This is a genomic window from Paraburkholderia sp. SECH2, from assembly GCF_030464795.1.
Taxonomy (GTDB): Bacteria; Pseudomonadota; Gammaproteobacteria; order Burkholderiales; family Burkholderiaceae; genus Paraburkholderia; species Paraburkholderia aspalathi.
Genome location: NZ_JALPRH010000014.1, coordinates 173,450 through 200,434 on the forward strand (window position 1 = coordinate 173,450; position 26,985 = coordinate 200,434).

At 62.4% G+C, this 26,985-nt stretch carries 21 protein-coding genes; 5 read left to right on the forward strand and 16 right to left on the reverse strand.

Annotated elements, in window-relative coordinates; all coding sequences use genetic code 11:
* Complete coding sequence (locus M0D66_RS22895; RefSeq protein WP_266211660.1) at positions 1 to 3,315, forward strand: efflux RND transporter permease subunit; 3,315 nt, start codon at positions 1 to 3, stop codon at positions 3,313 to 3,315.
* Between the two features lie 824 nt (positions 3,316 to 4,139).
* On the opposite strand, the gene M0D66_RS22900 is transcribed toward M0D66_RS22895, so the two are convergent.
* From M0D66_RS22900 to M0D66_RS22910, 3 genes are all read right to left on the reverse strand, one after another.
* On the reverse strand, positions 4,140 to 4,604 hold the full coding sequence (locus M0D66_RS22900) for a hypothetical protein (RefSeq protein WP_266211661.1): 465 nt from the start codon (positions 4,602 to 4,604) through the stop codon (positions 4,140 to 4,142).
* Between the two features lie 103 nt (positions 4,605 to 4,707).
* Positions 4,708 to 5,271 carry a peroxiredoxin gene (locus M0D66_RS22905; protein WP_175053312.1) on the reverse strand — a complete coding sequence of 188 codons (564 nt, stop codon included), beginning with the start codon at positions 5,269 to 5,271 and terminating at the stop codon, positions 4,708 to 4,710.
* A 139-nt stretch (positions 5,272 to 5,410) separates the two neighbouring features.
* Positions 5,411 to 6,745 (reverse strand): EAL and HDOD domain-containing protein, encoded by a 1,335-nt coding sequence (locus M0D66_RS22910; protein ID WP_200621521.1) that lies wholly within the window; start codon positions 6,743 to 6,745, stop codon positions 5,411 to 5,413.
* A 298-nt stretch (positions 6,746 to 7,043) separates the two neighbouring features.
* Between M0D66_RS22910 and M0D66_RS22915 the strand changes: the two genes are divergently transcribed.
* Together M0D66_RS22915 and M0D66_RS22920 are read left to right on the forward strand one after the other, a co-directional pair.
* A complete protein-coding gene (locus M0D66_RS22915; protein WP_054043040.1) occupies positions 7,044 to 8,858 on the forward strand; it encodes a bifunctional diguanylate cyclase/phosphodiesterase in 1,815 nt (604 codons plus the stop codon).
* Positions 8,859 to 8,949: 91 nt separating this feature from the next.
* Positions 8,950 to 10,407: an HDOD domain-containing protein gene (locus M0D66_RS22920; protein ID WP_200621523.1), complete on the forward strand. Its 1,458-nt coding sequence runs from the start codon at positions 8,950 to 8,952 to the stop codon at positions 10,405 to 10,407.
* A gap of 128 nt (positions 10,408 to 10,535) precedes the next feature.
* Here the strand turns inward: M0D66_RS22920 and M0D66_RS22925 are convergent, their stop codons facing one another.
* A complete protein-coding gene (locus tag M0D66_RS22925) occupies positions 10,536 to 11,906 on the reverse strand; it encodes an EAL and HDOD domain-containing protein (RefSeq protein WP_266211662.1) in 1,371 nt (456 codons plus the stop codon).
* A gap of 266 nt (positions 11,907 to 12,172) precedes the next feature.
* Here M0D66_RS22925 and M0D66_RS22930 point away from each other — a divergent pair, with 266 nt between their 5' ends.
* A complete protein-coding gene (locus M0D66_RS22930; RefSeq protein WP_266211663.1) occupies positions 12,173 to 12,931 on the forward strand; it encodes an acetoacetate decarboxylase in 759 nt (252 codons plus the stop codon).
* Positions 12,932 to 13,022: 91 nt separating this feature from the next.
* Here M0D66_RS22930 and M0D66_RS22935 read toward each other — a convergent pair whose 3' ends face one another.
* Both M0D66_RS22935 and M0D66_RS22940 read right to left on the reverse strand, forming a co-directional pair.
* Positions 13,023 to 13,817, reverse strand: coding sequence for an ABC transporter substrate-binding protein (locus M0D66_RS22935; protein WP_211701793.1), 795 nt, complete (start codon positions 13,815 to 13,817; stop codon positions 13,023 to 13,025).
* A gap of 269 nt (positions 13,818 to 14,086) precedes the next feature.
* The gene (locus M0D66_RS22940; RefSeq protein ID WP_200661343.1) at positions 14,087 to 14,995 is read right to left on the reverse strand and encodes a LysR family transcriptional regulator; all 909 of its coding nucleotides are present in this window, start codon (positions 14,993 to 14,995) and stop codon (positions 14,087 to 14,089) included.
* A gap of 126 nt (positions 14,996 to 15,121) precedes the next feature.
* Between M0D66_RS22940 and gstA the strand changes: the two genes are divergently transcribed.
* A complete protein-coding gene (gene gstA, locus M0D66_RS22945) occupies positions 15,122 to 15,751 on the forward strand; it encodes a glutathione transferase GstA (protein WP_266211664.1) in 630 nt (209 codons plus the stop codon).
* Positions 15,752 to 15,812: 61 nt separating this feature from the next.
* On the opposite strand, the gene astE is transcribed toward gstA, so the two are convergent.
* From astE to M0D66_RS22995, 10 genes are all read right to left on the reverse strand, one after another.
* Positions 15,813 to 16,877, reverse strand: coding sequence for a succinylglutamate desuccinylase (gene astE, locus M0D66_RS22950; RefSeq protein WP_266211665.1), 1,065 nt, complete (start codon positions 16,875 to 16,877; stop codon positions 15,813 to 15,815).
* Positions 16,861 to 18,201, reverse strand: coding sequence for an N-succinylarginine dihydrolase (astB, locus tag M0D66_RS22955; protein WP_200621527.1), 1,341 nt, complete (start codon positions 18,199 to 18,201; stop codon positions 16,861 to 16,863). Before astB ends, astE begins: the two co-directional genes overlap by 17 nt.
* Before the next feature lie 9 nt (positions 18,202 to 18,210).
* Entirely contained in the window at positions 18,211 to 19,674 is a 1,464-nt protein-coding gene (gene astD / locus M0D66_RS22960; RefSeq protein ID WP_266211666.1) for a succinylglutamate-semialdehyde dehydrogenase, read from the reverse strand.
* A gap of 2 nt (positions 19,675 to 19,676) precedes the next feature.
* Positions 19,677 to 20,714 (reverse strand): arginine N-succinyltransferase, encoded by a 1,038-nt coding sequence (astA, locus tag M0D66_RS22965; protein ID WP_054043058.1) that lies wholly within the window; start codon positions 20,712 to 20,714, stop codon positions 19,677 to 19,679.
* Positions 20,711 to 21,769, reverse strand: coding sequence for an arginine/ornithine succinyltransferase subunit alpha (gene aruF / locus M0D66_RS22970; protein ID WP_093632263.1), 1,059 nt, complete (start codon positions 21,767 to 21,769; stop codon positions 20,711 to 20,713). Before aruF ends, astA begins: the two co-directional genes overlap by 4 nt.
* 55 nt (positions 21,770 to 21,824) lie before the next feature.
* Complete coding sequence (locus M0D66_RS22975) at positions 21,825 to 23,060, reverse strand: aspartate aminotransferase family protein (protein WP_093632261.1); 1,236 nt, start codon at positions 23,058 to 23,060, stop codon at positions 21,825 to 21,827.
* 155 nt (positions 23,061 to 23,215) lie between these two features.
* Entirely contained in the window at positions 23,216 to 24,265 is a 1,050-nt protein-coding gene (locus tag M0D66_RS22980) for a GlxA family transcriptional regulator (protein ID WP_093632258.1), read from the reverse strand.
* 37 nt (positions 24,266 to 24,302) lie between these two features.
* On the reverse strand, positions 24,303 to 25,094 hold the full coding sequence (locus tag M0D66_RS22985; RefSeq protein WP_054043063.1) for an ABC transporter ATP-binding protein: 792 nt from the start codon (positions 25,092 to 25,094) through the stop codon (positions 24,303 to 24,305).
* A 79-nt stretch (positions 25,095 to 25,173) separates the two neighbouring features.
* The gene (locus M0D66_RS22990) at positions 25,174 to 25,887 is read right to left on the reverse strand and encodes an ABC transporter permease (RefSeq protein ID WP_054043065.1); all 714 of its coding nucleotides are present in this window, start codon (positions 25,885 to 25,887) and stop codon (positions 25,174 to 25,176) included.
* 4 nt (positions 25,888 to 25,891) lie between these two features.
* Positions 25,892 to 26,581 carry an ABC transporter permease gene (locus M0D66_RS22995; protein ID WP_063497873.1) on the reverse strand — a complete coding sequence of 230 codons (690 nt, stop codon included), beginning with the start codon at positions 26,579 to 26,581 and terminating at the stop codon, positions 25,892 to 25,894.
* Between the last annotated feature and the right edge of the window lie 404 nt (positions 26,582 to 26,985).

Consider the following 26,985-nt stretch of genomic DNA (forward strand, 5'->3'; position numbering starts at 1 on the left):
ATGAACCTGTCGCGTCCGTTTATTTCCCGCCCGGTCGCCACCACGCTGCTGGCGATCGGCATCGCGCTGTCCGGTATTTTCGCGTTCACCAAGCTGCCGGTCGCGCCGCTGCCGCAGGTCGATTTCCCGACCATTTCGGTGCAGGCGACGCTGCCGGGCGCGAGCCCGGACACGGTCGCGACCAGCGTCGCGAGTCCACTCGAACGGCATCTCGGCTCGATCGCCGACGTCACCGAAATGACCTCGCAGAGCTCGGTCGGCTCGACGCGCATTACGCTGCAGTTCGGACTGAACCGCGACATCGACGGCGCCGCGCGCGACGTGCAAGCGGCCATCAACGCCGCGCGCGCCGATCTGCCGGCGAGCTTGCGCAGCAACCCGACGTACCACAAGGTGAATCCGGCCGACGCGCCGATCCTGATTCTCGCGCTCACCTCGAAGACGCTGACCGCCGGTCAGTTGTACGACTCGGCAGCCACCGTGTTGCAGCAGTCGCTCTCGCAAGTGGACGGCGTTGGCGAAGTGGATGTGAGCGGTTCAGCGAATCCGGCTGTGCGTGTCGAACTCGAACCGAATGCCCTCTCCCACTACGGCATCGGTCTCGAAGACGTGCGTGCGGCGCTCGCCGCAGCCAATGCGAACAGCCCGAAAGGCTCGATCGAATTCGGCCCGAACCGCGTGCAGATCTACACCAACGACCAGGCGAGCAAGGCGTCGCAGTATAAGGATCTTGTCATCGCGTACCGTAACGGCGCGGCGGTGAAACTGTCCGACGTCGCGGAGGTGGTCGACTCGGTCGAAGACCTGCGCAACCTCGGCCTCTTCAACGGCAAGCGTTCGGTGCTGGTGATCCTGTACCGCCAGCCCGGCGCGAACATCATCGACACCATCGACCGCGTGATGGGTATGCTGCCGCAATTGCACGCGTCGCTGCCCGCCGACGTCGACATCGCGCCGGCCGCCGACCGCTCCACGACGATCCGCGCGTCGCTGAAAGACACCGAGCGCACGCTGATGATCGCGGTGGCGCTGGTGGTGATGGTGGTGTTCCTGTTCCTGCGCAACTGGCGCGCCACGCTGATTCCGAGCGTGGCCGTGCCGATCTCGATCATCGGCACGTTCGGCGCGATGTATATGCTGGGCTTTTCGATCGACAACCTCTCGCTGATGGCGTTGACGATCGCGACCGGCTTCGTGGTCGACGATGCGATCGTGGTGCTGGAGAACATCTCGCGGCATATCGAGAACGGCGTGCCGCGCATGAAGGCCGCCTTCCTCGGCGCGCGCGAAGTCGGCTTCACGGTGCTGTCGATCAGTATCTCGCTGGTCGCCGTGTTCCTGCCGATTCTGCTCATGGGCGGCATTGTCGGGCGGCTGTTCCGCGAGTTCGCGCTGACGCTGTCGCTCGCGATTGGCGTGTCGCTGATCGTCTCGCTCACCTTGACGCCAATGATGTGTTCGCGCCTGCTGCGCGAGCCGCACGAGAAAAAGGAAGAAGGACGTTTCGGCCTCTGGCTCGAACGCGGCTTCATGTCGATGCATCGCGGTTATGAGCGCACCCTTGGCTGGGCGCTGCGGCATCCGCGCCTGATCGTGATGATTCTGCTCGCGACCATCGGACTGAACATCTGGCTGTACATCATCGTGCCGAAGGGCTTCTTTCCGCAGCAGGACACGGGCCGGCTGGTCGGCGGCATCCAGGCCGACCAGAGCACGTCGTTCCAGGCGATGAAAGGCAAGTTCTCGGAAATGATGGAAATCGTCGGCAAGAACCCTGCGGTGGACAGCGTGGCGGGTTTCACCGGCGGCCGGCAGACCAACTCCGGTTTCATGTTCGTTTCGCTGAAGCCGAAGAGCGAGCGCAAGCTCTCCGCCGACCAGGTGATCCAGCAACTGCGCGCCCCGCTCGGCGACGTGGCCGGCGCGCGGACTTTCCTGCAAGCGGTGCAGGACATTCGCGTTGGCGGCCGACAATCGAACGCGCAGTATCAGTTCACGCTGCTGGCCGATTCGACGCCTGACCTGTATCTGTGGGGACCGAAGCTCACTGAGGCGCTGCAGGCGCGCCCCGAACTCGCCGACGTGAATTCCGACCAGCAGCAAGGCGGCCTCGAGGCGATGGTGACGATCGACCGCGCGACTGCCTCGCGCCTTGGCATCAAGCCGGCGCAGATCGACAACACCTTGTACGACGCGTTCGGCCAGCGCCAGGTCTCGACGATTTACAACCCGTTGAACCAGTATCACGTCGTGATGGAAGTGGCGCCGAAGTACTGGCAGAGTCCCGACATGCTGAAACAGATTTACGTCAGCACTTCGGGCGGCAGCGCGAGCGGCGCGCAGACCACTAACGCGCCGGCGGGCACGGTGACCGCGCAGACAACGACTACAGCGAGCACGAGCGCAACGACTGGCGGCACAGCCGGCACGACGGCATCGAGCGTGGCGAGCATCGCTGCCGACTCCGCGCGCAACCAGGCGATCAATTCGATTGCGGCGAGCGGCAAGTCGAGTGCTTCATCGGGCGCGGCCGTATCGACCTCGAAGGAAACGATGGTGCCGTTGTCGGCGATCGCGAGCTTCGGGCCGGGGAATACGCCGTTGTCGGTGAATCACCAGAGCCAGTTCGTGGCCTCGACGATTTCGTTCAATCTGCCGCCGGGCGTGTCCTTATCGACGGCGACGCAGGCGATCTACGACACGATGGCGCAGATCGGCATGCCGGGGACGATCCACGGCAGCTTCCAGGGCACGGCCCAGGCGTTCCAGCAGTCGATGTCCGACCAGCCGATCCTGATTCTGGCCGCATTGGCGGCGGTGTATATCGTGCTGGGGATGTTGTACGAGAGCTATATCCACCCGCTGACGATTTTGTCGACCCTGCCCTCCGCGGGCGTGGGGGCGTTGCTGGCTTTGCTGCTGTTCAAGACTGAGTTCAGCATCATTGCGTTGATCGGGGTGATCTTGCTGATCGGCATCGTGAAGAAGAACGCGATCATGATGGTGGATTTTGCTATTGAAGCCTCCCGGCAGGGGTTGTCGTCGCAGGATGCGATTTATCAGGCTTGTATGTTGCGGTTCCGGCCGATCATGATGACTACCTGTGCCGCGCTGCTTGGGGCGTTGCCGCTGGCTTTTGGAAGTGGTGAAGGGGCGGAGCTTCGGGCTCCGCTGGGGATTGCTATTGTGGGTGGGTTGATTGTTAGTCAGATGCTGACTTTGTATACCACTCCCGTGGTTTATCTTTATATGGATCGGATTCGGGTTCGGTGGGAGGGCCGCAAGGGGCGGCGGGCTGGAGTGGCAGCGTCTTGAGGTTTTTTGCCTTCGCGGCGCTTGTTGTTCGTGGCTCTGGCCTTGGTGCCTTTCCTTGCATTGTTAGTGGTCTATTAGCGTTGCCCCTGTGCGGGGCGGCACTTACTTTCTTTGCCGCCGCAAAGAAAGATAAGCAAAGAAAGCGGCTAGAAGCCCCTGCTAAGTGGGCACCGTGGTCTGCTACGGGTAGTGGTGCGACTGGAATCCGTGTTCTCTCACATTCCACGCTAGTGACAAAGGATTCGTCAGCTCCCACTCCGCACTGCGTGCGTCGCGGACGGGTCTGCATGGGAAACCATGGGCTTCGGTTTTGCGCAGCAGGGCCATCGGCTTCGCCTCGGCGACGCGCCCTGCACTCTTCCGGGAACCCCGCCTCAAATGATATGGCGGTGCGATGACGAGCCACGGCCCGGTGGCGAGACGCGGGCGCCAAAACGCAGCGATCGGTTTTATAAACGGCTCTTGGGCGCAAGGGCACAAACGCAAAAGCACAAACGTGTGGATACGTATGAGCTAAAACGTAGCGGGCGGTTTTAAGAAGTACTCTTCGGCGCGCGCAGCGCCGCCGGAAGTATGACGCCCTTGTCACAAGCCTAAGCAGCGGCACGAACACAGATTCCAGTCGCACCACTACCGGTAGCAGACCACGGTGCCCACTTAGCAGGGGCTTCTAGCCGCTTTCTTTGCTTATCTTTCTTTGCGGCGGCAAAGAAAGTAAGTGCCGCCCCGCACAGGGGCAACACTAATAGACCACTAACAATTCAAGGAAAGGCCAAAGCCCCAGGAACACGGCCAAATGCCGCCGCAAAAGGCAAAAAAGACCCTTAAAGCCTCTGCCCAACAGCAAGCAAAAAAATCCTCCTCCACTGCTTAGCCTGCCGCTCGCCCAGCATGGGCAAAACCCAAACCTGATGCTTAGGGTCTTTGACCATCAAAGCGACCTGCCATAGAGCATCATGGCGTTGCACCTCAGCCCCAAGCAGATCAGCAAAAATATAGGCCCCCAGCTCGCCGCCAAGGCGAACCTCACAAAACCGTTTACCAGCAGCAAGCCGCACCGACCCCCAGGTGCCATTAAGTTCGTGAGTCCAATCACCATCACGAACATTAGGAGCGACCTCCTTCCGCCGCCGCCACCAATAACCAACCGCAGCAATCAAAAGCAACCCAACAAAAACAGCAACCCCAACAGCAACACCCAACCCAAAAGCCGCCTGCAAGGCATAAAACGCCCGCACAGCGCCATATACCAGCGCGATCAGCGCAATGAGTGCTACGAGAATCGGCATCGCAAACTCACCCGGCAAAAAAACTCAGGCTAGCACGAGCAACGCCCGATCCTCATGGCAAAAAACCATTGCGAAAAACGCGCCGCCGCGCAAAACCCGCCCGTTATGGCTGCTTATGCGCAGCCGCCCAATCCTTCACCGCCTTCAGCGTGTTCTCGACGTGCTTCTCCGGCGACAGGCTCGTGTACTCGTAAATAATCTTGCCGTCCGGCGCAATCACGTACGACACACGATTGGCCATCGAACTATGCATCGGCATGCCGGCATCATAGGCGCCGATCACCTTCGAATCGGCATCAGCCGCCACCGGGAATTTGCTGCGGCATTCGCTCACCGAAAACTTCGTCAAGGTGTCGATGTTGTCGTGCGATACGCCAATCACCGTCGCGCCATATTTCTTGTACTCGTCAACCGCTTCGGCAAACTCGTGGGCTTCGATCGTGCAGCCCTTCGTGAAGGCCGCCGGATAGAAATACAGCACCACCGGCCCCTTCTTCAATTCGTCGGCCAGAGAATACGTGTAGGTCTTGCCGCCCAGCGAAGCATCCGCGGTAAACGGCGGCGCGACATCGCCCGGTTTGAGCGTGGCTGAAGCCGTCAGCGAATGCATCGCGAATCCCACCGACAAGACAGCCGCCAGCGTCATCGGAATGAGTTTTCTCTTCATCTGCAGTCTCCTCGGAACGTTAATGCACGCAGTCAGTGCAATAAGCCAAAGTCACGGCGTTCAGCCGAACCTCGGCAACCTCAATACGCTATTGAAACACGTACTGACAAGGTACGTCGGAAACTGCTCGCAGGATGCATCAGGCGGCTTCTTCGATATGCGCGCCGAACCATGCCGCTGCGGACAGGTTCAGCTCCGCCAGCACCTCGGGCGTCAGCGCCGCGAAGCCGGGCGGCGCGTCGGGTCCGGCTGCGATCAGCGCGGCATCGGCGCCCTCGCCGGCCGCTTCGGCAATCCGCAACAAGGTGCCGAGCGCGCCGCCACGCGTGACGATCGCTTCGCGAATCTGCGGGGCAAGGCCGAGCTTCTCGAGCACAGCCGCCGGCGTGCTGCCAAGCACCACGTGGACCAGAGAGAAAATGCCGGTCATGAAGGCGGCGTCGGCGAAATCGTCATCGGACGGGCGCAGACAGCCCGCGGCCAATTCCATGAAGCGCGAGCGCGTGCCGGCCAGCTGCACCAGCGGATCGGCGCGCCACGGCAGATCGCCGCTGTCCGCATACAACAGCAGTTGCGCCCAGCGCGCAATCTGCCGCGTGCCGGTGGCGATGATGGCCTCACGCAGCGAGGCAATATTGCGCCCCAGCCCGAATGCGCTCGAATTGACGAGACGCAGCAGCTGCACCACCACGCTCGGGTTCTGCTTGAGCTCCGCTTCGAGCTCCACAATCCCGGCATCGCGCGACAACAGCGCCAGCAAACGCAGCAAACCGGGGCGCGGCGAGCGATTGCGCGGCGCGGCCAGCACCTGCGGCCGCGCGAAGAAGTAGCCCTGGAACAGGTCGAAGCCAAGGTCGCGAGCCAGCAAAAAGTCTTCGCGCGTCTCGACCTTCTCGGCGATCAGTGTTTTGCCATGGCTGCGGACGGTCGACGCCAGTTTGGCCAGTGCGGACCGCTCGGTCAGCAGGAAGTCGATCTTGACGATGTCGGCGTGCGGCAGCGCGGCGAGCAGCTCGTCCGACAGTTCGCTGACGTCGTCGAGCGCCACCTGAAAGCCGGCGCGGCGCAATTCGGTCAGCCGGCGGGCCAGGTGCGCATCGAACTTGACGGTTTCGAGAATCTCGAGCACGAAGCGCTCGGGCGGCATCAGATGGACGATGTCGTTAAAAAGCAGCGCACGGTCGATATTGACGAAGCCGCGGTGCTGGCCCAGCACGGCCGCCACGCCGATTCCGCCGATCGCGCGAGCCACGACCTGCGCCGTCGCCTGGGCGTCGTCGCTGACCTCGGCATAGTTATGCGCGCCGGATCGAAACAATAATTCGTAAGCATTGAGCGCGCCGTCGCGATCGAGAATCGGCTGGCGTCCCAGATAAACGAACTGTGCCGAGGATGCCGGGTCGGCGTCGTCGGCACCTTGTTCGATCACCTCGATGTGCCGGGGGGTGGCCCTGACAAAGTGACGTTCAGACATGGATCATCGGTGCAAGTGTTCGGAAAGCTACGCAGCGTCGTCATCGCCGGCGCTGCACAGCAGGTTTGACGTATTAACGGAAACGAAGCCAGTCCACTTTAACTGAATCATCCTCGCACCGCCGCCGGGCCACGCCGTCACTTCCTTACCATTTGTTTTTTGCAGCAGGCGCTAAAGATTTTCCGCCGGGGGTCGTTATCTTGTTCTGATGGGGCGGCCTGATACCTCTCAACCGCCCGAATACGGCGGGCAGTATGCCGCCCCGCCTGCAGACGAACACAGGTTGCCAGCGACAAACATGGAAGCGAACAGGATCACCGCGCCCCGCCGGGGCTCCTTGCGCACGGTCATCGACCGGTTTCGTGCGTTCGGCCGGCATGCCCCCGGCAAACCGCAAGCCGGCGTCAGCCGCGCTGCGCAACTGGAACAGGTGGTCGGCGCCGTCGACCTGCTGGCGCACATCGATGAGAGCCTGCGCTTCCTTTATGTTTCAGACGCGAGCCTGCGCTTCATCGGTTATCACCGCGAGTATCTCGAGACCATCACGCTGCACGATCTCGTGGCGCCCGCCGACGTGCCGCGCCTCGATGCGCTGCTGACGCGCGCCACCGCCACGGGCAACGTCGAAAAGGCCACGCTCGGACTTATCAAGTCACTGACCTACCCGATCACCGTCGAACTGCGCGTGGTACGCAGCCTGCATGACGGCGTCGAAGGCTATGCGATCGCCGGCTTCGACGTATCCGCCTGGCGCGCCACCGAGGAACGCCTGACCCAGGCGCTGCATCTGGACCGCCTGACCAACCTGGCCAATCAGCCGGCGCTGATCCCCGCGCTACTCGACGCGCAGCAGCAGGCCGACGCCCACGGCACACCGGCCGCACTACTGCTGCTCGACCTCGACGACTATCAGCGCGTGAACCGCGCGCTCGGCTACGATGCCGGCGACGAGATGTTGCGCGACACGGCGCGGCGTCTATTGAACATGACGAGCCCGAACGAGACGGTGGCGCGTGTCGCCAGCGACGAGTTCGCGATCCTCGTGAAGCCTGCCGCGAGCCGCACCGACGCCGCCGCCGCGGCCGAAGCGCTGGCGCGCCGCCTGCTGACCGCGATCCAGCAACCGTACGTTTTCAACGGCCAACAGGTGCACTTGTCAGCGAGCATCGGCATTGCGCTCTACCCCGATGTGCGCCACGCGAACGACGACGCCGCCCACGACACTCACCTGCTGCGCTGGGCCGATCACGCCTTGCTGCAGGCGAAGGCGGCCGGCGGCAACACCCTCGCCTTCTACGTACCGGACGACAACCCCGCCGACGCCGAGCGCCTGAAGCTGGAGGCCGATCTCTACGACGGCGTGCGCAATGGCGAGTTCTCGCTGCACTTCCAGCCGATCACGAGCAGTCGCACGCACGGCGTGGTCGGCGTCGAAGCGTTGATCCGCTGGTCGCATCCCGTGCACGGCCTCGTGCCTCCTTCGATGTTCATTCCGCTCGCGGAATCGATCGGCCTGATCAACTTCCTCGGCAACTGGGTGTTGAAGGTTGCCTGCATGCAGCTGATCCAGTGGGACGCGCGGGGCATCTCGTTGCAATACGTCGCCGTCAACGTGTCGCCGCAGCAGTTCCGCGATCCACGTTTCAAGGACAGCGTGCGCGAAGCGATCGAATTGACGGGCATCGATCCGCGCCGCCTCGTGTTCGAGATCACCGAAAGCCTGTTGATGCACGACCCGGCGCATGCCAAGGGTTTGCTGGAAGAATTGACGGCGATGGGCATCCGCTTTGCCGTCGACGATTTCGGCACCGGCTATTCGAGTCTGGCTTACCTGCAACGATTCCCTCTGGCCAAGCTCAAGATCGACCGGAGTTTTGTCGAGAATCTGCTAACCTCCCGGAACGATCAGGCAATCGTTAGCGCGGTCGTCGGGCTTGCACAAACGCTCGATCTCGAGCTGGTTGCCGAGGGCGTCGAGACGGAAGCGCAACGCAGCCTGCTCACCGAGATGGGATGCGACCACATTCAGGGATGGCTCGTCTGCAAGGCGTTGCCCTCCGACGAACTTGCACAACGTTTCGAAGCGCGCACGCTTCATTTGCACACCGCATAATGACGCGGGCAAACTTCGTGCGCTGCGGAAGATGCCGGCCTCGTGCCGGTGTGGCACTCATTGGAACATGTATGGCTTTGGCGGGACTCACATGGTAAAGGCGGCGGTGCTCGACCGGCTCTGGACGCGAATGAGCGAGCGCGGCGATTTCCCCATGCTGTCGCAGTCGTTGCGCACCACCATGGCGGCGATGAACAACGACGACCTCGACTTCACCGGCCTCGTGCAGGTCGTGTTGTCGGATTTCGCGTTGACGCAAAAAGTGCTGCGGCTGGCCAACTCGGCCATGTATATGGCGTTTGGCGGCAACATCACCACCGTGTCGCGCGCACTGATGGTGCTCGGCATGGACGCAGTCGGCCATCTGGTGGTCGGCCTGAAAATCGTCGATCACTTTCATCACAGCGCGCCGCGCCGTATCGATGCGAAACTCGAATTGAACCGCACGCTGCTGTCAGGCTGCGTCGCCCGCAAGCTCACTGAGCGCGGCGATCTGCGCGCCGGCGAGGAAGCCGTGGTCTGCACGCTGATGCGGCAGATCGGCAAGCTGCTGGTGGTGTTCTACCTCGACGCCGAGTGGGATCAAATCCGCCGCCATATCGACGACGGCGCTCTCGAAGCCGATGCCTGCGTGCTGGTGCTCGGCGTCACGTTCGACGAAATCGGCGCCGAAGCCGCGGTCCGCTGGCGCCTGCCGGACATGATCCGCTCCGGCATGGGCGAGTTCGATCCGCTGGACGTCGAGCAACCGCGCCAGGTGCAGTGGCTGCGCGCCATCACCAACTATTCGACGGCGGTCGCCGACGTGCTCACCCAGCAGAACATGCCGGACTGGGAGCGCGAAGAGCGCATCGCCGAACTGGCGCAGGAATACAGCCACGCACTGAATACCGATCCGGACGTGCTGCATGGAATGAGCATCGCGCTCGCCCGCGAAGAAGGTGGCGACGGCGTGATGCGCGAGATTGTGGAACTGCGCGCCAATGCGGACGCGATCGCGCGTGAGGCACTCAATCCGGAAGCGCGTATCGCGGCAGGGGTGGGCGATCTGCGCGGCCTGCCCGACGGCAGCGCGCTCGCGCCGGCCCTCGCGCTGGCCGCGGAAACCGTGCTGGCGGCGCTCGGCTTTGCGCGTACGGTGGTGTTCGTCAAGCACAGCAACGGCACCTTCAAGGCGCGCCTCGGGCTCGGTCCGAAGATCGACGCGGCGCTGCCGAAGCTGTCGTTCAACACCGCCTTCGAACCCGACGTGTTTCATCTCGCGATCGCGAACTCGGTCGGCATTTTCATCGAGAACGCACGTGACCCGAAGATGGTCGCGCGGCTACCGGAGTGGTTCCGCCGTTCGTTCGACGATGCCCGCGCCTTCGTGCTGCTCCCGGTAGTCGACGACACCGATCAGACGGTGGCGCTGCTATATGGCGACTGGTCTCATACGCAGGAGCCACGCCGAATATCCCAGAAGGAAATGAGCGCGTTGAATGAGTTAGCCAAGGAGTTAGGACGTTTTTTTGGCCTGGGGCAGATGCAGGCAATGGAGATGATGTGAAGACGTGGCGTGATCGTTGACCACAGTGCTTCACTCTCACCGGTTTTGTGTTTGCCCTAAATCGAGAATCGCAGATGTGCAAAGGCCGACATGCGCAGCATGCCGGCCTTTGATTCAAACCTCACCCCTCAATCCTCAATCCGCTCCAACCCCTCCGCACTCCGATCCGCAACGCCGGCCCACGCCCCCGCCGCCAACCCCAGCAGCGCGATCTCTTCCACCGTCAACGGCTGCAAGCGCGCGCACAAGGCATCGAGTTCATCCCACGCCCCGCGCTCAAGCTCTTCGACCGCGGTCAGCAACAACCCCAACACGCCTTGCCGATGCAGAATCCCCGCCTGAATCGGCCGCGATAGCGTCAGCACATTCAGCGTGCTTTCGAGCGAGCCGCCGAACACCGCATCGACAAACGAAAACACGCCAGTCAGAAACGCCGCATCGGCTTCGTCACGCCCCGCTTCGGGCAAACGCTCGATCGCCAGTTCCATGAAGCGCGCCCGCGTCGCCGCGAGTTGCAGCAGGGGATCGTCCTCTAGCGCAACCTTGCGGCCGTCCGCGTACAACAGCAATTGCGTCCAGCGCGCAATCCGGTTCGTGCCGGTCGCATTGATCGCTTCGCGCAGCGTCGTGACCTTGTGGCCGACAGCCAAGCCGCTCGAATTCGCGAGCTTCATCAGATGCATGACCAGCACCGGATTCAGCTTGAGTTCGGCTTCGAGTTGCGCGACGGTCGGGTCGCCCGACAGCAGTTGCAGCAGATTCAGCAATGCATGCCGCGGCGCGCTGACACGCCGCGTCGTCGAGGTCTGCGCACGCGCGAAGAAGTAGCCCTGGAAGCGGTCGAAACCGAGACCATGCGCCTCTTCGAAATCGCTCTGTGCATCGACACCCAGCGCGATCAGCAGCTTGCCCGCGGACTTGAGCACGCTCGTCAATTTGGGCAACAGCGCTTTCGACGCCCGTGTGAAATCGATCTTGACGACTTCCGCGTAGGGCAGCAGCTTCGCAAACGTTTCATCGGGCTGCGTCACTTCGTCGAGTACGAAGCGATAGCGCCGGCCGTGCAATTGAACGATGCGCTCAATCAGCGCATCGTCGACCAGGATCGACGGCGACAATTCGAACATGAAGCGGTCAGTGGGCAGATGCTGGATCGAATCGTCGAACAGCATCTCGCGGCTTACGTCGACGTAAGCGGGATGCCCGGTGAGCGCACCGCGCACATTGCCCTGCATCAAACCGCGAATCACGGCTCGCGCGACGAGTTGCGCCGGATCGGGCGCGCGGCCCGGCAACGCATCCGCAGCCGGATCGCCAGGCGATGCTGCGCCCGCTTCGGAGTCGGCGCCCACCGGCAACTCCGGCGCGCGCACCTTGATCTCATAGCCGCATAGCATGCCGTCCCGATTCAGAATCGGCTGGCGCGCGAAGCTGGCATTCAGTTGCGCATCGTCCGCAGCCCCCGTATGGCTGGGATTCTCGATTGCGATGGTGGTCATTCTGGTCCCCCGCTAAGCGCCGCCCGGGCGCTTCCTGCTGTATTTTGGTTTTTGCTGCACCAATCGCGCCCATCCAGGCCCCGAGACCCTTTGCGCGTGCGGTGTGCCTGCCGATTTTAGCGCAGGCCGATGCGCCCGGACATGTCAGCGCCGCAATATCTCGAAATAATTGGCAACCAGTCTGGCTGAAGAGAAGGAAAGAATCGACGATACTCTTGTGCAGTGCAAAAGCGTTCCACCACAGCCTTTAACCACCAAGGAAAATCATGGACGTCAAAAGCGTGCTGTCAAATGCCTTCGCGATGCCGATCACGAGCCCGGCGTTTCCGATGGGTCCGTATCGTTTCGTCGACCGGGAATTTCTGATCATCACTTACCGCACCGATCCGGACAAACTGCGCGCCGTGGTGCCCGAACCGCTGCAGATCGGCGAGCCGCTCGTCCATTACGAATTCATTCGCATGCCGGATTCGACCGGCTTCGGCGACTACACGGAAAGCGGTCAGGTGATCCCGGTGTCGTACAACGGCGTGGCAGGTGGTTACACGCTGGCGATGTATCTGGACGATCATCCGCCGATCGCCGGCGGCCGCGAATTGTGGGGCTTTCCGAAGAAGCTCGCCTCGCCGGTGCTGGAAGTCCATACCGACACACTCCTCGGCACGCTCGATTACGGCCCCGTGCGCATCGCCACCGGCACGATGGGCTACAAGCATCGGCAACTGGATCTCGCGCAGCAACAGAAGCGTCTGGAGACGCCGAACTTCCTGCTGAAAATCATTCCGCACGTGGACGGCACACCGCGCATTTGCGAACTGGTGCGCTACTACCTGCAAGACATCACCCTCAAAGGTGCATGGACGGGTCCCGCTTCGCTCGAACTGGCACACCATGCTCTGGCGCCGGTCGCGGAATTGCCGGTGCTCGAAATCGTCGAGGCACGGCATCTGATTGCCGATCTGACGCTAGGACTCGGTGAAGTGGTGTTCGACTATCTCGATCAGCCTGAAGCGAACGTTCGCTGACAACCTCAAAAGACAACCGGCCGCATCAAGCGGCCGGTTGCTGCAAACAAAACCATTCAAGCAAAACCATTCAGGCAAAATACCCAACGCCTTACTTCAACACGACCTTCACGTCGAAGTACTTCGCGGCGAAGCGGTCGATCGTGCCGTCGGCCTTCAGTTCCTTGAGCGCCTGATTCACCGCGTCCTTCAACGCCTTGTCGCCCTTGCGCAGGCCAAAGCCCACACCCGCTCCGAGCAGCTTCTCATCGCTGACGGCCGGGCCGGCGAAGTCGAAGCCTGCGCCTTGCGGCTTCTTCAGAAAGCCCTTCGAAGCCGCTTCCGCGTCCTGGAACGCAGCGTCGAGACGCCCCGATGCGAGGTCGGCGTAGATCTGGTCCTGCGTCTGATACGGCACGACGTCGACGCCCGCCGGGGCCCAGCGCGCCTTCGCATACGTTTCCTGAATCGTGCCTTGCAGCACGCCGACGTGCTTACCCTTGAGCGAGGCCGGCGTAGGCAGCAGACCGCTGCCCTTCTTCGCGATCATCTGATTCGGGATCGTGTAGATCGGATCGGTGAAGTCGATGGCCTGGCGGCGCTGTTCCGTGATCGTCATGTCCGAGTTGATCGCGTTGAACTTGCGCGCTTCAAGCGCCGGAATCAGGCCGTCGAACGAATTCTCGACCCACACGCATTTCGCCTTCAGCTTTGCGCACACAGCATTGCCGATGTCGATATCGAAACCTTGCAACTCGCCCGACGGCGACTTTGATTCGAACGGCGCATACGACGCCTCGACGCCGAAGCGCACTTCCTTGATATCCGCTGCCGACGCGGACCCTGCCGCTACCGTTGCCGTCGCGAACAGCGCGAGCGCAGCCATGTTTCGCCAATTCATCTTCATTACGGGTGTTCCTCTACGGTATTGAATAAGACGGAGCCGAATCCGGGCGAGCATGATTGCCGCGCCAAAAATGCGATTCAAACTCGTGCGGCCAGTGTGGTGCAGCGCAACAGCCGCGAGGGCGGGATTGTACAGGCTTCGAATTGCAGCCCTGTAGGCGGCCCTGTGGGCGCCCCTTTGCCCGGCTCGTTTGGCGAACCGCTCAACGGGCGCTTAAAGGTGCAACTTCGTGTCGCGCTCACGCAAGGCGGCACGCTGTGTGATGCACGTCAGACCGCGCCGTCGCCGGCTGCGAAATCGCTGCCGAGCCGCTGCGACAGATGCGTGTAGACCGCCGCGACATGCGGCAGATGACGCGACTCCGGATGCGCCAGCACCCAGACCTGCGATTCGGCTTCGTCGAGCGGTGGGGTCAGTTGCACAAGATCGTCGCGATCACGCGCGAGGAAGGTGGGAAAGATGCCGACGCCGAAACCGCGCACCACCAGTTCGAACACCGCCATCACGCTGTTGGTCTTGTAGCGTGGCTCGACCGTCGGACAATGGCGCTTGCGCCACAGAACCGAAGGATGATCGCCGAGCGAACTGTCCGGCGCCGCCCAATCGCAGCGCGACAACGCATCGGCGTCGCTCGCCCGGATACCGCTCGCCTTCGCGGCAAACACGGCGATACGCAGCGGGCCTACATGCTTGCCGACCAGATGATCCGGCGCGCGGCGCGTAGCGCGCACGGCAATATCAGCGTCGCGTTTGGTCAGGCTCGCGAGACTATTGGTGGCAGTCAATTCGAACGACAGCGCCGGATGCAGCGCCGCGAAATCATGCAGCGCGGGCAGCAGGAGACCGTAGAGCACGGTATCGGTGGTCGTCACGTGAACCGCGCCGCTGACGCGGTCACTGCTCGCCTGCACGGTCGAGCGCGCGGCCGCCAGCTCGCTTTCGATCCGCTCGGCGTGACGCGCCAGTTGCGCACCGAGCGGCGTCGCGCGATAACCGCTGCGCGAACGCTCGAACAGACGCTGCCCGAGCCCGCGTTCGATCCGCTGCACCGAGCGAAAAATCGTCGAGGCATCGATCCCCAGACGCTGCGCGGCCTCGGCCAGCGTGCCGGCGCGCACCAGCGCAAGAATGGTCTGGGTATCCGCCGAAGTCAGTTCGTATTGCGTTTTTGCACGCATGGTTTGGCAAGCCGCCTGTTTATTCTGAACGCGATCCGGGCTACTTTTACCACATCGACTTGTCGGCCGACGAGCCTTGCCACCGGCACCTGCCGGGACTTCACTCTCGTTTATAGCGGTGACACCATGAAACTCTATTACTCACCGGGCGCCTGCTCGCTGGCCGTTCACATTGCATTGCGCGAAGCCGGACTCGACTTCGACACCATCAAGGTCAATTTGCAAACGCACAAGCTCGCCAATGGCGACGACTACTACGCGATCTCGCCGCGCGGCTATGTGCCACTCGTCGAATTCGACGACGGCTCGCGCCATACCGAGGGCGCTGCGCTGTTGCAATACATCGCCGATCTTGCGCCGGAGCGCGCGCTGCTACCGCCCGCTGGAACGCCGCAACGGTTCGAAGCGGTCGCATGGCTCACCTATATCAGCACGGAATTGCATAAGACATTCAGCCCATGGCTCTGGCATCAGGAGACAGCCGAATCAACGAAGCTCGAATGCCGCGAGAAACTCGCTACACGTTTTAACGAACTCGAGGGTGTACTCACGTCACGCGACTATCTCACGAGACAATACTCTGTCGCCGATGCTTACGCATTCACGGTGTTGAGCTGGGCGCGGATGCTGTCGGTGGATCTAGGCCCGTATCCGCACCTCAACGCGTATCTGGCCCGCGTGGCAGCGCGGCCGAAGGTACGTGAGGCGATGGTGGCGGAAGGATTGGTCAGTCAGACCGCGACGCAGGCCGCGTAAGCGGTCTGGTATGAGACGTTGCGCGCGAAGGCGCGCAACGTTCTGCGCTGCAATGGCACGTCTAAACGAGACCGGACAGCGTGTCCTGCGTCGTCTCGACCACCAGCAAACCCGCGCGCAAACCGGGCTTGACCGTTGCGTTCGGAAACACGAGACGTTCCTCATCGTGACGCACGGTGTAGCGATAATCGCCGTCGCGTGCGAGCACGGTGTCTTTCACGAAGGGCGTGAAATTCGGCACGTCCGCGGCCACCAGCAATTCGAATGCGTCGCTTTGCTTGGTGAGCTGGTCGATCACGGTGAACACGCGCGGCATTGCCGCGGGCGCGTTGCCGTTCTTTGTGCCGGCCAGCAGATGACGCACCGCTTCGTCCGCACCGGCGAAACGCGTCAGATCGTTCTGCCCGAAGGGGCGCACCTTGCCGAGTTCGAGCGTGCACGCTTCGGCGCCACATGCATGCGCGGTGAAGTGCGAATAGGTGTTGCCCTTAGTCGTATGAAGCAGGACGGCGCTGATGCGCGCTTCGCCGAGCCACTCGAACATGGCGCGCGAAAACGGCTTGCCGGTGTGCGGCAACAAGGCGAATTGCTCGAAAGCCGAGGGGCGGATCGCCGTATGCATGTCGACGTGCCAACGGGCGCCCGGCTCCTGCGACGCCGCGGCAAAGAACTGCGTTGCCGCACGCTCCAACGCCGCCGCGCGCGGCGCTTCGTGGCTGTGCGGCACCTGCTCGTGACGTCCGCTGAAGAGGCGGTTCAGATCGTCGTCACGATAGCGGCACGCGTCGCGCATGGCGTCGACGTTGCCGAGAATCACCAGCAGGCGACACGACAGCGCGGCATCGCCTCGTGCGATATCGCGCACGAGATACGACAGCAGTTCAATTGGCGCGGTTTCATCGCCATGCACGCCGGCAGAGACGAGCACACTGCGGATGCCTTCATTCCGCACCGCGGGCTCCATGAGCAGCACGCCGTCGTCGAGCCATGACCAGCGCACGGCGTTGGCATTGTTGCCGCACACACCTTGCGTTTCCTGCGCGCCAGGCCGCGTTCCCGCTAACGTATAGGCAAGGAAATCGTCGAGCATCGAAAACGGCATGCCGTGCTCAGCGCTGGAAGTCATACAGCGAACCCAGGCCGAGAATCTGCGTCAATTCATCGAGCGCGGTGCGCGACTCGGCGAGCAATTGCGGATCGGTCAGGTCGGACGGTGCGAGACGATCGCGATAGTGCTTTTCGATCCACGTATCGAGGCGTCCGAACAGCTTGTCGTTGATCCACACGCCAGACGTCACTGCCGCGCGCTCCACGTCGTTCAGCACCACGCGCAGCCGCAAACATGCCGGGCCGCCGCCGTTCTTCATGCTTTCGCGCAGATCGAACACGAGCACGTCGTCGATCGGACCGGTGTGCGAGGTCAGATCGTCCAGATAGGCGCCCACGCGCTCGTTCTCGCGGCATTCCTGCGGCACCACCAGAACCTGCTTGCCGTCCGGGCGCGTCAGCAACTGGCTGTTGAACAGATACGACGTGACCGCGTCGGACACGCTCACTTGCGCGTCGGGCACTTCGATCACGTTGAACTCCGCCTTCAGCCCGGAGAGCTTCGTGCGCAGTTCGTCGTACACCGCCTTCTGTTCGACGAACGCGAGTTGGTGGCAAAACAGCGTATTGCGGTTGCCGACCGCGATCACGTCGTTATGGAACACGCCCGCGTCGATCACGTCGGGGTTTTGCTGTGCGTACACCGTGGCCGCTTCTGCCAGACCGTGACGATGCGCGACCGCGCGGCTCGCCTCGAAGGTCTGACGTGCGGGAAAACGCTTCGGCTCCGGTCCGCGGCGATATTCGCTGCGGCCATACACGAAGAATTCGACGCCACGTGTGCCGTATTCCGAGCAGAAACGCGTGTGATTCGCCGCGCCTTCGTCGCCGAGTGCCGGCGTGCCGGGCAGCGCTTCATGCACCGCGAAACGATCGGCGTCGCTGAAAATCGCACGCAAGGTACGGCGCGTCGATTCATGCTCAATCGCGCGATGCAGCTTGCTGCACAGATTGGCCGGCGTGAAGTGCACGCGGCCGTCATGCGTGTCGGCCGACGGACTCACCGTCGCCGCATTCGCGGTCCACATCGCCGAAGCCGAACTTGCGGCGGCCAGCAACTCGGGCGCGTCCTTGGCCACGCGCGCGATCACCGTCGCGTCGTCGCCCGAAAAACCGAGCTCGCGCAACAGACGCATCGAGGGACGTTCCTGCGGCGGCAACACACCTTGATGAAAGCCGAGATCGGCCAACTGCTTCATCTTGCGCAGGCCCTGCTTGGCAGCGGCCTTCGGATTGGCGACCGACTTCTCGTTGTTCTGCGACGCAACGTTGCCGAACGAGAGCCCGGCGTAATTGTGGGTCGGGCCGACGAGACCGTCGAAATTGGCTTCAGTGGCTTGCATCGTCGATCCTTAGAATTGAAGGCCCGGCGAAACGCTCGCGGGCATTTGCAGTTGCGCGCTTTCGACGGACGCCATCGGATACGCGCAGTAGTCGGCAGCATAAAACGCGCTCGGCCGGTGATTGCCCGAACGTCCCGGACCACCGAACGGCGCGCCCGACGATGCACCGTTAGTCGGCCGGTTCCAGTTGACGATACCCGCGCGAATGGTGCGCTGGAAATGCGTCCACAGGGCTTCGTCGTCGGCGAGCAGGCCGGCGGAAAGACCGAACTCGGTATCGTTGGCTTTTTCGAGCGCTCCGTCGAACGTGCCGTAACGAATGATCTGTGCCAGCGGCCCGAAATGCTCTTCGTCCGGCAGGTCCTTCACGGCGGTCACGTCGAGAATCGCCGGCGTGACGAAGCCGAGTTTCGGATCGCGCTGCTCCATTTTCAGCAGTGCTTTCGCGCCGTCGGCCAGCAGACGCTCCTGGGCCGCGACCAGACGCGAAGCCGCACGCGCCGAAATCACCGCGCCCATGAACGGCTGCGGATCGGCGTTGTATTCGCCGACGCTGATGCGCGACGTCACTTCGGTCAGGCGTTCTACAAAGCGGTCACCGAACGCATCGTTCGGTACGAAAATACGACGCGCGCACGTGCAACGCTGCCCCGCCGACAGAAACGCCGATTGAATCGTGTGATGCACGGCCGCGTCGACGTCCGCCACCGGTCCGATCACGAGCGGATTGTTGCCGCCCATCTCCAGCGCCAGCACGATCTCCGGACGGCCACCGAATTGCTTGTGCAGCAATGTGCCGGTATCCGAACTACCCGTGAAGAACAGGCCGTCGATCTGTCGATGGTTGGCGAGCGCAATGCCCGTCTCTTTCTCGCCTTGCACAAGGTTCAGCACGCCGGCGGGCAAGCCCGCATCGCGCCAGATCTGCACCGTGAGTGCCGCCACGCCCGGCGCGAGTTCCGACGGCTTGAACACTACCGCGTTACCCGCGATCAATGCCGGCACGATATGCCCGTTCGGCAGGTGCCCCGGAAAGTTATACGGCCCGAACACCGCCACCACGCCATGCGGGCGATGCCGAAGCACGGCAGTGCCGTCAGCCATCGGCGAACGTTTTTCACCGGTGCGCTCGTTGTACGACTGAATCGAAATCTCGACCTTCGCCGCCATCGAAGCGGCTTCAGTGCGCGCTTCCCACAGCGGTTTGCCGGTCTCGCGGCCGATCGCTTCGGCAAGCGCTTCCTTGCGTTCCGTCACGAGCGCGGCGAAGCGGCGCACCACGCCGCAACGTTCGTCGAGGCTCAAGGCCGACCACGCCGCGAACGCACGGCGCGCGCTGCGCACTGCACGATCGACGTCGTCCGCCGATGCGCTATTGCCTTCCCACACCGTCGCGCCGGTACCCGGGTTGCGCGACGCGAATGCGGGTCCTGTGCCGGCGGCCCATTCGCCGTCGATGAAAAGCTCGCTCATGATCATCCTTGTTTGTGTTTCAGCGGCAGGACCCGAACCGGGTCGCCTGCCTTGACGTCGAGTGCGGCCGCCTCGGCGGCGCTCATACGGAACACGCCGTCTTGCGGCACGCCCGCGGCCACGCCCACGCGAAAATCGCCCAACGACGTATTCGATACCATCGAACGCGGTGCATCCTGCGGCGCGCCCGCCGGCACGTCGGCGATCTCGACCGGCACCACCACGCTTTCGCGCACCGTGCGCAAGTCGGCGATATGGCATTCGAGCACCGGGCCCGCATCGAAGATATCGACGTGATTCTCGTAGCGCAGCCCTTCCGATTCGAGCATGCGGCGCGCCGGAATCGTGTCGTTATGCGTGAGGCCGACGCATTCCTGCGCCTCTTCCGGCAACAGCTCGACATACACCGGATAACGCGGCATCAGCTCGGCGAGAAACGCCTTGCGGCCGTGCGAGCTCAGATAGTCCGCCGCGTTGAAATCGATCTGGTAGAAATGCGAGCCGACCGCACGCCAGAACGGCGAGGTGCCTTCCGCATCGAAATGGCCACGCAATTCCGCGCACAAACGCTGCGGAAAGCGCTCGCGAAACTGCGCGAGAAACATGAAGCGCGAACGCGACAGCAAACCACCGACGCCGCTCGTGCGGTAACGCGGGCTCAGGAACAGCGAACACACTTCGGCGTAACCCGTCAGGTCATGCGAAATGTTCAGCGCGCGCATGCGCGTCCAGATTCCGAGGTCCTGGCTCGCGTGCACCACCGTGCTCACGCGATAGTTGTAGAACGGTTGCTGCAGGCCGACTGACGTTTCGATGCCGCATACGCCGGCCACGTCGCCGGTGTCGGTGTCTTCCATCACAAAGAAGTAACCGGCTTCGTGCGGCTCGGCCTTGTCTTCCATCGTGCGGCGGGCACGCTCAACGCGCGCCGCCAATGCATCGCGATCCGGCTTGAAGGTGGTGAGACCGGGACCGGTCTCCTGCGCGAGCCGCATGAGCGCGTCCACATCGCCTCGTTGCACAACACGAACGACGATCATCGTGCGTCTCCCGTCAATTCTTCCTGATGCGGCTGATGCAGTGGCACGCAGCGTACCGCGTCGCCCTCCTGCACACCGAGTGCGGCGCGCGCCGCATGCGACAGCGACGCGCCGGCCGCCTTTTCGCCCGACAAGGTATCGAGCACGCAGCGGAACTCACCGCCTGCACCGTTATGCGCGATCAGATAGGTCGAGCCTTCGGCTGCCGCGCCGGCTTCGCGCACCACACGTGTTTCATTGCGCGTCACGCAGGCGCTGCGATCCACCTGTGCGGTCAACACCGGGCCCGCGTCGAAAATATCGATAAAGCGATCCGTCTCGAAGCCTTCTTCGAGGTGAATGTCATACGCGAGCAGCGCCTTCGAATCCGGCTCGCCGAGTACCCGCTGCGCCGCTTCCGGCAGCAAGGGCACATAGATCGGATAGGTCGGCATCACTTCGGCGATAAAGGTGCGGCTGCGTCCGCCCGATTCGATTTCGATGTCGGCGAAATTGCGGCCGAAGAACTTGCGCCCCACCGCTTCCCAGAACGGCGACACACCTGAGTCGTCGGTCACGCCGAGCAGCAGCGAGAACACTTCAGGCGTGAAGCGCTTGCGATTGGCGGCGATATACATCATCCGCGCGCGCGACATCAGATGCGCGGCCGCATCGCCACGCAGCGACGGGTCGATATAGAAGCCCGCCAGCCGGCTCTTGCCCGTCAACTCATGCGACATGGTCAGCGCGTGAATCTTGCGATTCACGTGCAACTCACGCGACGCATGAATCAGCGCGTCGTTGCGAAACGCGTAGAACGGGTCGGAGTAACCGGCAGCAGCGACGATGCTCGCCGTGCCCATCAACTTGCCGCTCTGTGCATCCTCGAGCACGAACAGATAGAACTCCTCGCCCGGAAAATCCACATCCGCGCGAAACGAGTCTTCCGACAACGCGACGCGCGCTTCGAGCGCGCCCCGATCGTGCGGCAGCGAATGCAGCACCGGTTGCGCGGTGCGCGCCATATGTTCGAGCGCATCGAGATCGGCGAGGCGGCCGGGGCGTACGAAGAGCATCATCGTTCCTGTTGAATGTGACGCATGATTCAGTGCTTTAGCTCGCTGCCGTGGTTCACTTCGACGCGGCTTCAGTCTTTGCGCCGACGATCTCTTCGATCGCCTTCGCCAGACGCGCGAAGCCTTCATACATATCGTCGAGCGGCATGATCAGCGACGGCACGAAACGCAGCACGTCCGGACCCGCCATCAGCATGATCACGCCGTGCTGACCCGCAGCCGTGACGAAATCTTTTGCGCGGCCCTTGAATGCATCGGTCAACTCAGCACCGATCAACAGACCCTTGCCGCGCACTTCCTTGAACAGGCCAAAGCGTTCGTTCAGCTTCGCGAGTTGGCCCTTCAATGCTTCGCTGCGCGTACGCACGCCTTCGAGCACCTTCGGGTCGCTGATCAGCTCGACCACCTTCTCCGCGATCGCCGCGCCCAGCGGATTGCCGCCGTAGGTCGTGCCATGCACGCCGACCTTGAAGTGCGCGGCCAGTTCGTTGGTGGTCAGCATCGCGCCGATCGGGAAACCGTTGCCGAGCGCCTTCGCGGTGGTCAGGATGTCCGGCGTCACGCCGGTGTCCTGATACGCGTAGAAATAGCCGCTGCGGCCCACACCCGTTTGTACCTCGTCAAAAATCAGCAGTGCGCCGTGCTCATCGCAGGCTTCGCGCAGTGCCTTCAGGAATGCCGGATCGGCCGGGATTACGCCGCCCTCGCCCTGGATCGGCTCGACGATCACCGCACACGTCTTCGCGCCGATCGCTTTCTTCGCCGCTTCGATATCGTTGTAAGGCAGATGGATGATGCCGGCCGGCACCGGGCCGAAGCCTTCCGAATACTTCGGCTGGCCACCGACGCTCACCGTGAAGAACGTACGACCATGGAACGACTGCGTGAACGAAATGATTTCGACCTTATCCGCGCCATGGCGCTCGAACGCGACGCGGCGCGCCAGCTTCAGCGCAGCTTCGTTCGCTTCCGCGCCCGAGTTGGCGAAGAACGCACGGTCGGCGAAAGTCAGTTCTTCGAGACGTTTGGCAAGGCGCAGCACCGGTTCATTGGTGTAGCCGTTACCGATGTGCCACAGCTTGCCGCCCTGGTCGTGCAAGACTTTCAGCAGTTCAGGATGGGCATGACCGAGCGCAGTGACGGCGATACCGCCGGCGAAGTCGATATAGTCGCGGCCTTGCGTATCCCAGACGCGTGAGCCGAGACCGCGATCCGGCACGAAGGCGGCGGGCGAAAACACCGGCACCATCACTTCGTCGAAGGTCTGGCGTGTCACAGTCAGGTCGTTCATGGCAAATCCTCGTTACAGGTGAGAGGTAGTACAGGTAGTGTAGGAAACTGCGCGCGATACGTCTTGCGCATACGCGACGCTTTCTATGAGCTTCCGGCGGATATGTCGCGTGCAGCTTGCAGACTGCGTGCTTTCCGGCCGTTTATTCCGTCTGGTTATTCCGCCTGGTCGGGCCGTTCGATCAACGCGGCCGGGCGCGGCTCGCTGGCCGCGGCGCCGGTCGCACCGGTCTGCTTGTCGATCCAGTTACGACGATCCTCGCGTGGTGTGACACCAAAGCGTTCGCGGTAAGCATTCGAAAAGTGCGCCGCCGACGAAAACCCGCAAGCAAGGCTGATCTGCACCACCGATTTGCTGGTGCGTTGCAATTGCGTGCGCGCTTTCGAAAGCCGCAGCCCCAGATAGTATTTGGACGGCATCGAGCCGAGATACTGACGAAACAGGCGCTCCAGCTGACGCCGCGAGACACCGACGAGACCGGCGATTTCATCGGTGGTCAGCGGGTCTTCGATATTCGCTTCCATCAGCATGAGCGCATCGTTCAGACGTGGATGACGCTCGCCCGGTGCGGTCACGAACGGAATGCGCTGACGCTCTTCGCCCGCGCGCAATACGCCGACGCCCAGCGTATCGGCAATCCGGTCCGCCAATTCGGGCCCGTGATCGCGGCCGATCATCGCCAGCATGAAGTCGACGGTCGCCTGACCGCCCGCGCAAGTTGCGCGATCACGGTCGATTTCGAAAATCTGTTGGGTAACGATCGAGCGCTCGAACTGCTCGGAGAACTGCTGATAGGTTTCCCAGTTGACGCTCACGCGATAGCCGGACAACTGCCCCGCCATCGCCAGCCACCAGACGCCATGATGAATGCCGGTGACGAGCGGCGTGCGCTGCCCGACGCGCGACAGACTTGCCAGAAACAGCCGGTAATCGGCGAATTGCTGGAACCGTTCGCTGACGATGATCAGCCAGTCGCACGAAATCGCATCGCCGAAGGCGGCATCGGCCGGCCATTGTGCACCTCCCGACAAGGGCACCGCACGGCCGTCCCATGAACACACCTGCACGCGATACAACGCCCGGCCGTCGATTTCGTTGGCGAGATTAAGCGCGTCGACAATCGGCCCCACGCCCGACATCGACACCGGCGGCAAGGCGACGATGGCGACCTGCGTGGTGCGAGCCGGGTTGGACGTGCGAGCCATCACTTGTCAGTAAAACGCGGAATGCGCGAGCCGCGCGTTACTTCAGGCTGCCGGAGAGGAACTGCTTGAGCCGTTCGCTGCGCGGCGTGGTCAGCACTTCAGCGGGCAAGCCCTCTTCTTCGGTGCGGCCCTGGTGCAGGAACATCACATGGTTCGACACGTTGCGCGCGAAGCCCATTTCGTGCGTCACGACGATCATCGTCCGACCTTCTTCAGCGAGCTTCTGCATCACCTTCAGCACTTCGCCGACCAGTTCGGGATCGAGCGCGGACGTGGGTTCGTCGAACAGCATGACGTCGGGGTTCATCGCCAGCGCACGCGCAATGGCGACCCGTTGCTGCTGACCGCCCGACAGATGCGACGGATACTGCTTTTCCAGACGCGGCGCGAGACCGACCTTCTCGAGATATTCGCGCGCGCGTTCTTCGGCTTCGCGACGCGACATGCCGAGCACATGAATCGGTGCTTCGACGATGTTCTCGATCACGTTCATGTGCGCCCACAAGTTGAAGTGCTGGAACACCATCGCCAGTTTCGTGCGGATGCGTTGCAGTTGCTTGTGATCGGCCACTTCCAGATTGCCGGCGCGGTCGGCTTTGGTTTTGACCATTTCGCCGTCGACGACGATCTGCCCCGCGTTCGGCCGCTCGAGAAAATTGATGCAGCGCAGGAAGGTGCTCTTGCCCGATCCGCTCGCGCCGATGATGCTGATCACGTCACCCTTGTTTGCGTTCAGCGACACGCCTTTGAGCACTTCGTTGTCGCCGTAGCGCTTGTGGATGTCCTGGACGGCGAGCTTGCAAGCTTCGGTTTGAGTCGTGTGGAGCAAGATGCTCTCCCTTTGAAAATACGGATCAATCTACGTGACGGCGCGAACCTGCCGCGCCGCTCAATCGAAACATGCCTGCTCAGTGCGTGCGCACCGCCAGGTAACCCAGCCAGTGACGCTCCGCGCGACGGAACAAGGCCACCAGCCCAAACGACACCACGAGGTAAATCAGCGCCGCGAGGCCGAACGCGTCGAACGACTGATACGTGGCGGAATTCGCATCGCGCGCCACCTTCAGGATGTCCGGCACCGTGGCGGTAAACGCGACCGTGGTGGCGTGCAGCATCAGGATCACTTCGTTACTGTACAACGGCAGCGCCCGGCGCAGCGCGGACGGTATCACAATGCGGCGGTACATCGTGAACCAGCTCATCCCGTAAGCACGAGCCGCTTCCACTTCGCCGTGCGAAGTCGAACGGATCGCGCCGGCGAAAATCTCGGTGGTGTATGCGCAGGTGTTCAGGGCGAAAGCGAGAATAGCGCAGTGAAAACCGCTGCGGAAAAACGCGTCGAGCAACTGATGCGAGCGCACGAATTCGAGGCTGTACATGCCGGTGTAGATCAAGAGCAGTTGCACGTACAACGGCGTGCCGCGAAACACGTAAGTGTAGAGACGCACCGGCGTCGACAGCCAGCGTTTCTTCGATACGCGCGCCACCGCGAGCGGAATCGCCATGAAGAAGCCGATCCCGATCGACGCCACCAGCAGCCACAGCGTGACCGCCAGACCGGACATGCGCTGACCGTCCCAGTACAGGAACGCGCGCCAGAATTGATTGAGAATGTCGATCATGGTCTTAGAGCTCCGCGTGACGCACGCCGATGGAATAGCGCTTTTCCAGCCAGATCAGCACGAGATTCGACGCGGTGGTGATCGCCAGATAGATCAGCGCGGCGACCAGAATGAAGAAAAACATGTTGAAGGTGCTCTTGCCCGCATCCTGAGCGGCTTTGACGACATCGGCGAGACCGATGATCGACACGAGCGCCGTGGCCTTGACCAGTACTTGCCAGTTATTGCCGATGCCCGGCAGCGCGAAGCGCATCATCTGCGGAAACAGGATGCGCGTGAATACGCGTGCGCCGCTCATGCCGTAGGCGCTGCCCGCTTCGAGCTGGCCACGCGGCACGGCGAGAAACGCGCCGCGGAAGGTTTCGGTGAAGTACGCCCCATAGATGAAGCCGAGGGTCAGCACGCCGGCCACGAACGGATCGATATCGAACTGCGGGAGATTGAGCGCATCGGTGAGATTGTTGACCGCGATCTGGATGCTGTAGAAGAGCAGCAGCATGAGCACGAGGTCGGGCACCGAGCGGATCAGCGTCGTATAGCCGGTTGCGATTGCCCTGAGCGGGCGGTTGAAGGAGAGTTTCGCCGCTGCGCCCGCGAGGCCGAGCAGCACGGAAGCTGCCAGCGACAGGACGGACAGCTCGATCGTCTGGATCGTGCCGGCTAGCAACACCGGACCAAAGCCGTAAAGGAACACGCGTGTCTCCATCCAGGTTTTATTGAGGATGTCATGGATGGGGGGCGGGTTAGGCCTGCCCGACTCATCCGGCATGGCGCGGAGTCTCGCAAGCGGAAATTAATTTCTCAAAGAGGTGGGCGGGGTGTGCTGCGGTGCAGCAATTGGGTGTTTGCCGTGGCTGGGCGCTGGCAGGGCCTATCTCTGCGGGGGATATGGGTTTGTAAGGTGCGTGACTCGCTGTCGGCGCTGCCGCGATTTAGCAAGTTTTGGGTCGCTTTTTCGATATAGATTGGGGCCTGCGGCGCGTCTTGTTTGTCAGTGTTCTTGGGGCTTTGGCCTTTCCTTGTTCTGGCTTTCGTGCCTTTCTTTGTTCTGGCTTTCGTGCCTTTCCTTGCATTGTTAGTGGTCTATTAGCGTTGCCC

Coding starts and splice junctions, on each gene's coding strand:
- M0D66_RS22895 (WP_266211660.1), top strand. CDS start 1: ATGAACCTGTCGCGTCCGTTTATTTCCCGCCCGGTCGCCACCACGCTG.
- M0D66_RS22900 (WP_266211661.1), bottom strand. CDS start 4,604: ATGCCGATTCTCGTAGCACTCATTGCGCTGATCGCGCTGGTATATGGC.
- M0D66_RS22905 (WP_175053312.1), bottom strand. CDS start 5,271: ATGAAGAGAAAACTCATTCCGATGACGCTGGCGGCTGTCTTGTCGGTG.
- M0D66_RS22910 (WP_200621521.1), bottom strand. CDS start 6,745: ATGTCTGAACGTCACTTTGTCAGGGCCACCCCCCGGCACATCGAGGTG.
- M0D66_RS22915 (WP_054043040.1), top strand. CDS start 7,044: ATGGAAGCGAACAGGATCACCGCGCCCCGCCGGGGCTCCTTGCGCACG.
- M0D66_RS22920 (WP_200621523.1), top strand. CDS start 8,950: ATGGTAAAGGCGGCGGTGCTCGACCGGCTCTGGACGCGAATGAGCGAG.
- M0D66_RS22925 (WP_266211662.1), bottom strand. CDS start 11,906: ATGACCACCATCGCAATCGAGAATCCCAGCCATACGGGGGCTGCGGAC.
- M0D66_RS22930 (WP_266211663.1), top strand. CDS start 12,173: ATGGACGTCAAAAGCGTGCTGTCAAATGCCTTCGCGATGCCGATCACG.
- M0D66_RS22935 (WP_211701793.1), bottom strand. CDS start 13,817: ATGAAGATGAATTGGCGAAACATGGCTGCGCTCGCGCTGTTCGCGACG.
- M0D66_RS22940 (WP_200661343.1), bottom strand. CDS start 14,995: ATGCGTGCAAAAACGCAATACGAACTGACTTCGGCGGATACCCAGACC.
- gstA (WP_266211664.1), top strand. CDS start 15,122: ATGAAACTCTATTACTCACCGGGCGCCTGCTCGCTGGCCGTTCACATT.
- astE (WP_266211665.1), bottom strand. CDS start 16,877: ATGACTTCCAGCGCTGAGCACGGCATGCCGTTTTCGATGCTCGACGAT.
- astB (WP_200621527.1), bottom strand. CDS start 18,201: ATGCAAGCCACTGAAGCCAATTTCGACGGTCTCGTCGGCCCGACCCAC.
- astD (WP_266211666.1), bottom strand. CDS start 19,674: ATGAGCGAGCTTTTCATCGACGGCGAATGGGCCGCCGGCACAGGACCC.
- astA (WP_054043058.1), bottom strand. CDS start 20,714: ATGATCGTCGTTCGTGTTGTGCAACGAGGCGATGTGGACGCGCTCATG.
- aruF (WP_093632263.1), bottom strand. CDS start 21,769: ATGCTCTTCGTACGCCCCGGCCGCCTCGCCGATCTCGATGCGCTCGAA.
- M0D66_RS22975 (WP_093632261.1), bottom strand. CDS start 23,060: ATGAACGACCTGACTGTGACACGCCAGACCTTCGACGAAGTGATGGTG.
- M0D66_RS22980 (WP_093632258.1), bottom strand. CDS start 24,265: ATGGCTCGCACGTCCAACCCGGCTCGCACCACGCAGGTCGCCATCGTC.
- M0D66_RS22990 (WP_054043065.1), bottom strand. CDS start 25,887: ATGATCGACATTCTCAATCAATTCTGGCGCGCGTTCCTGTACTGGGAC.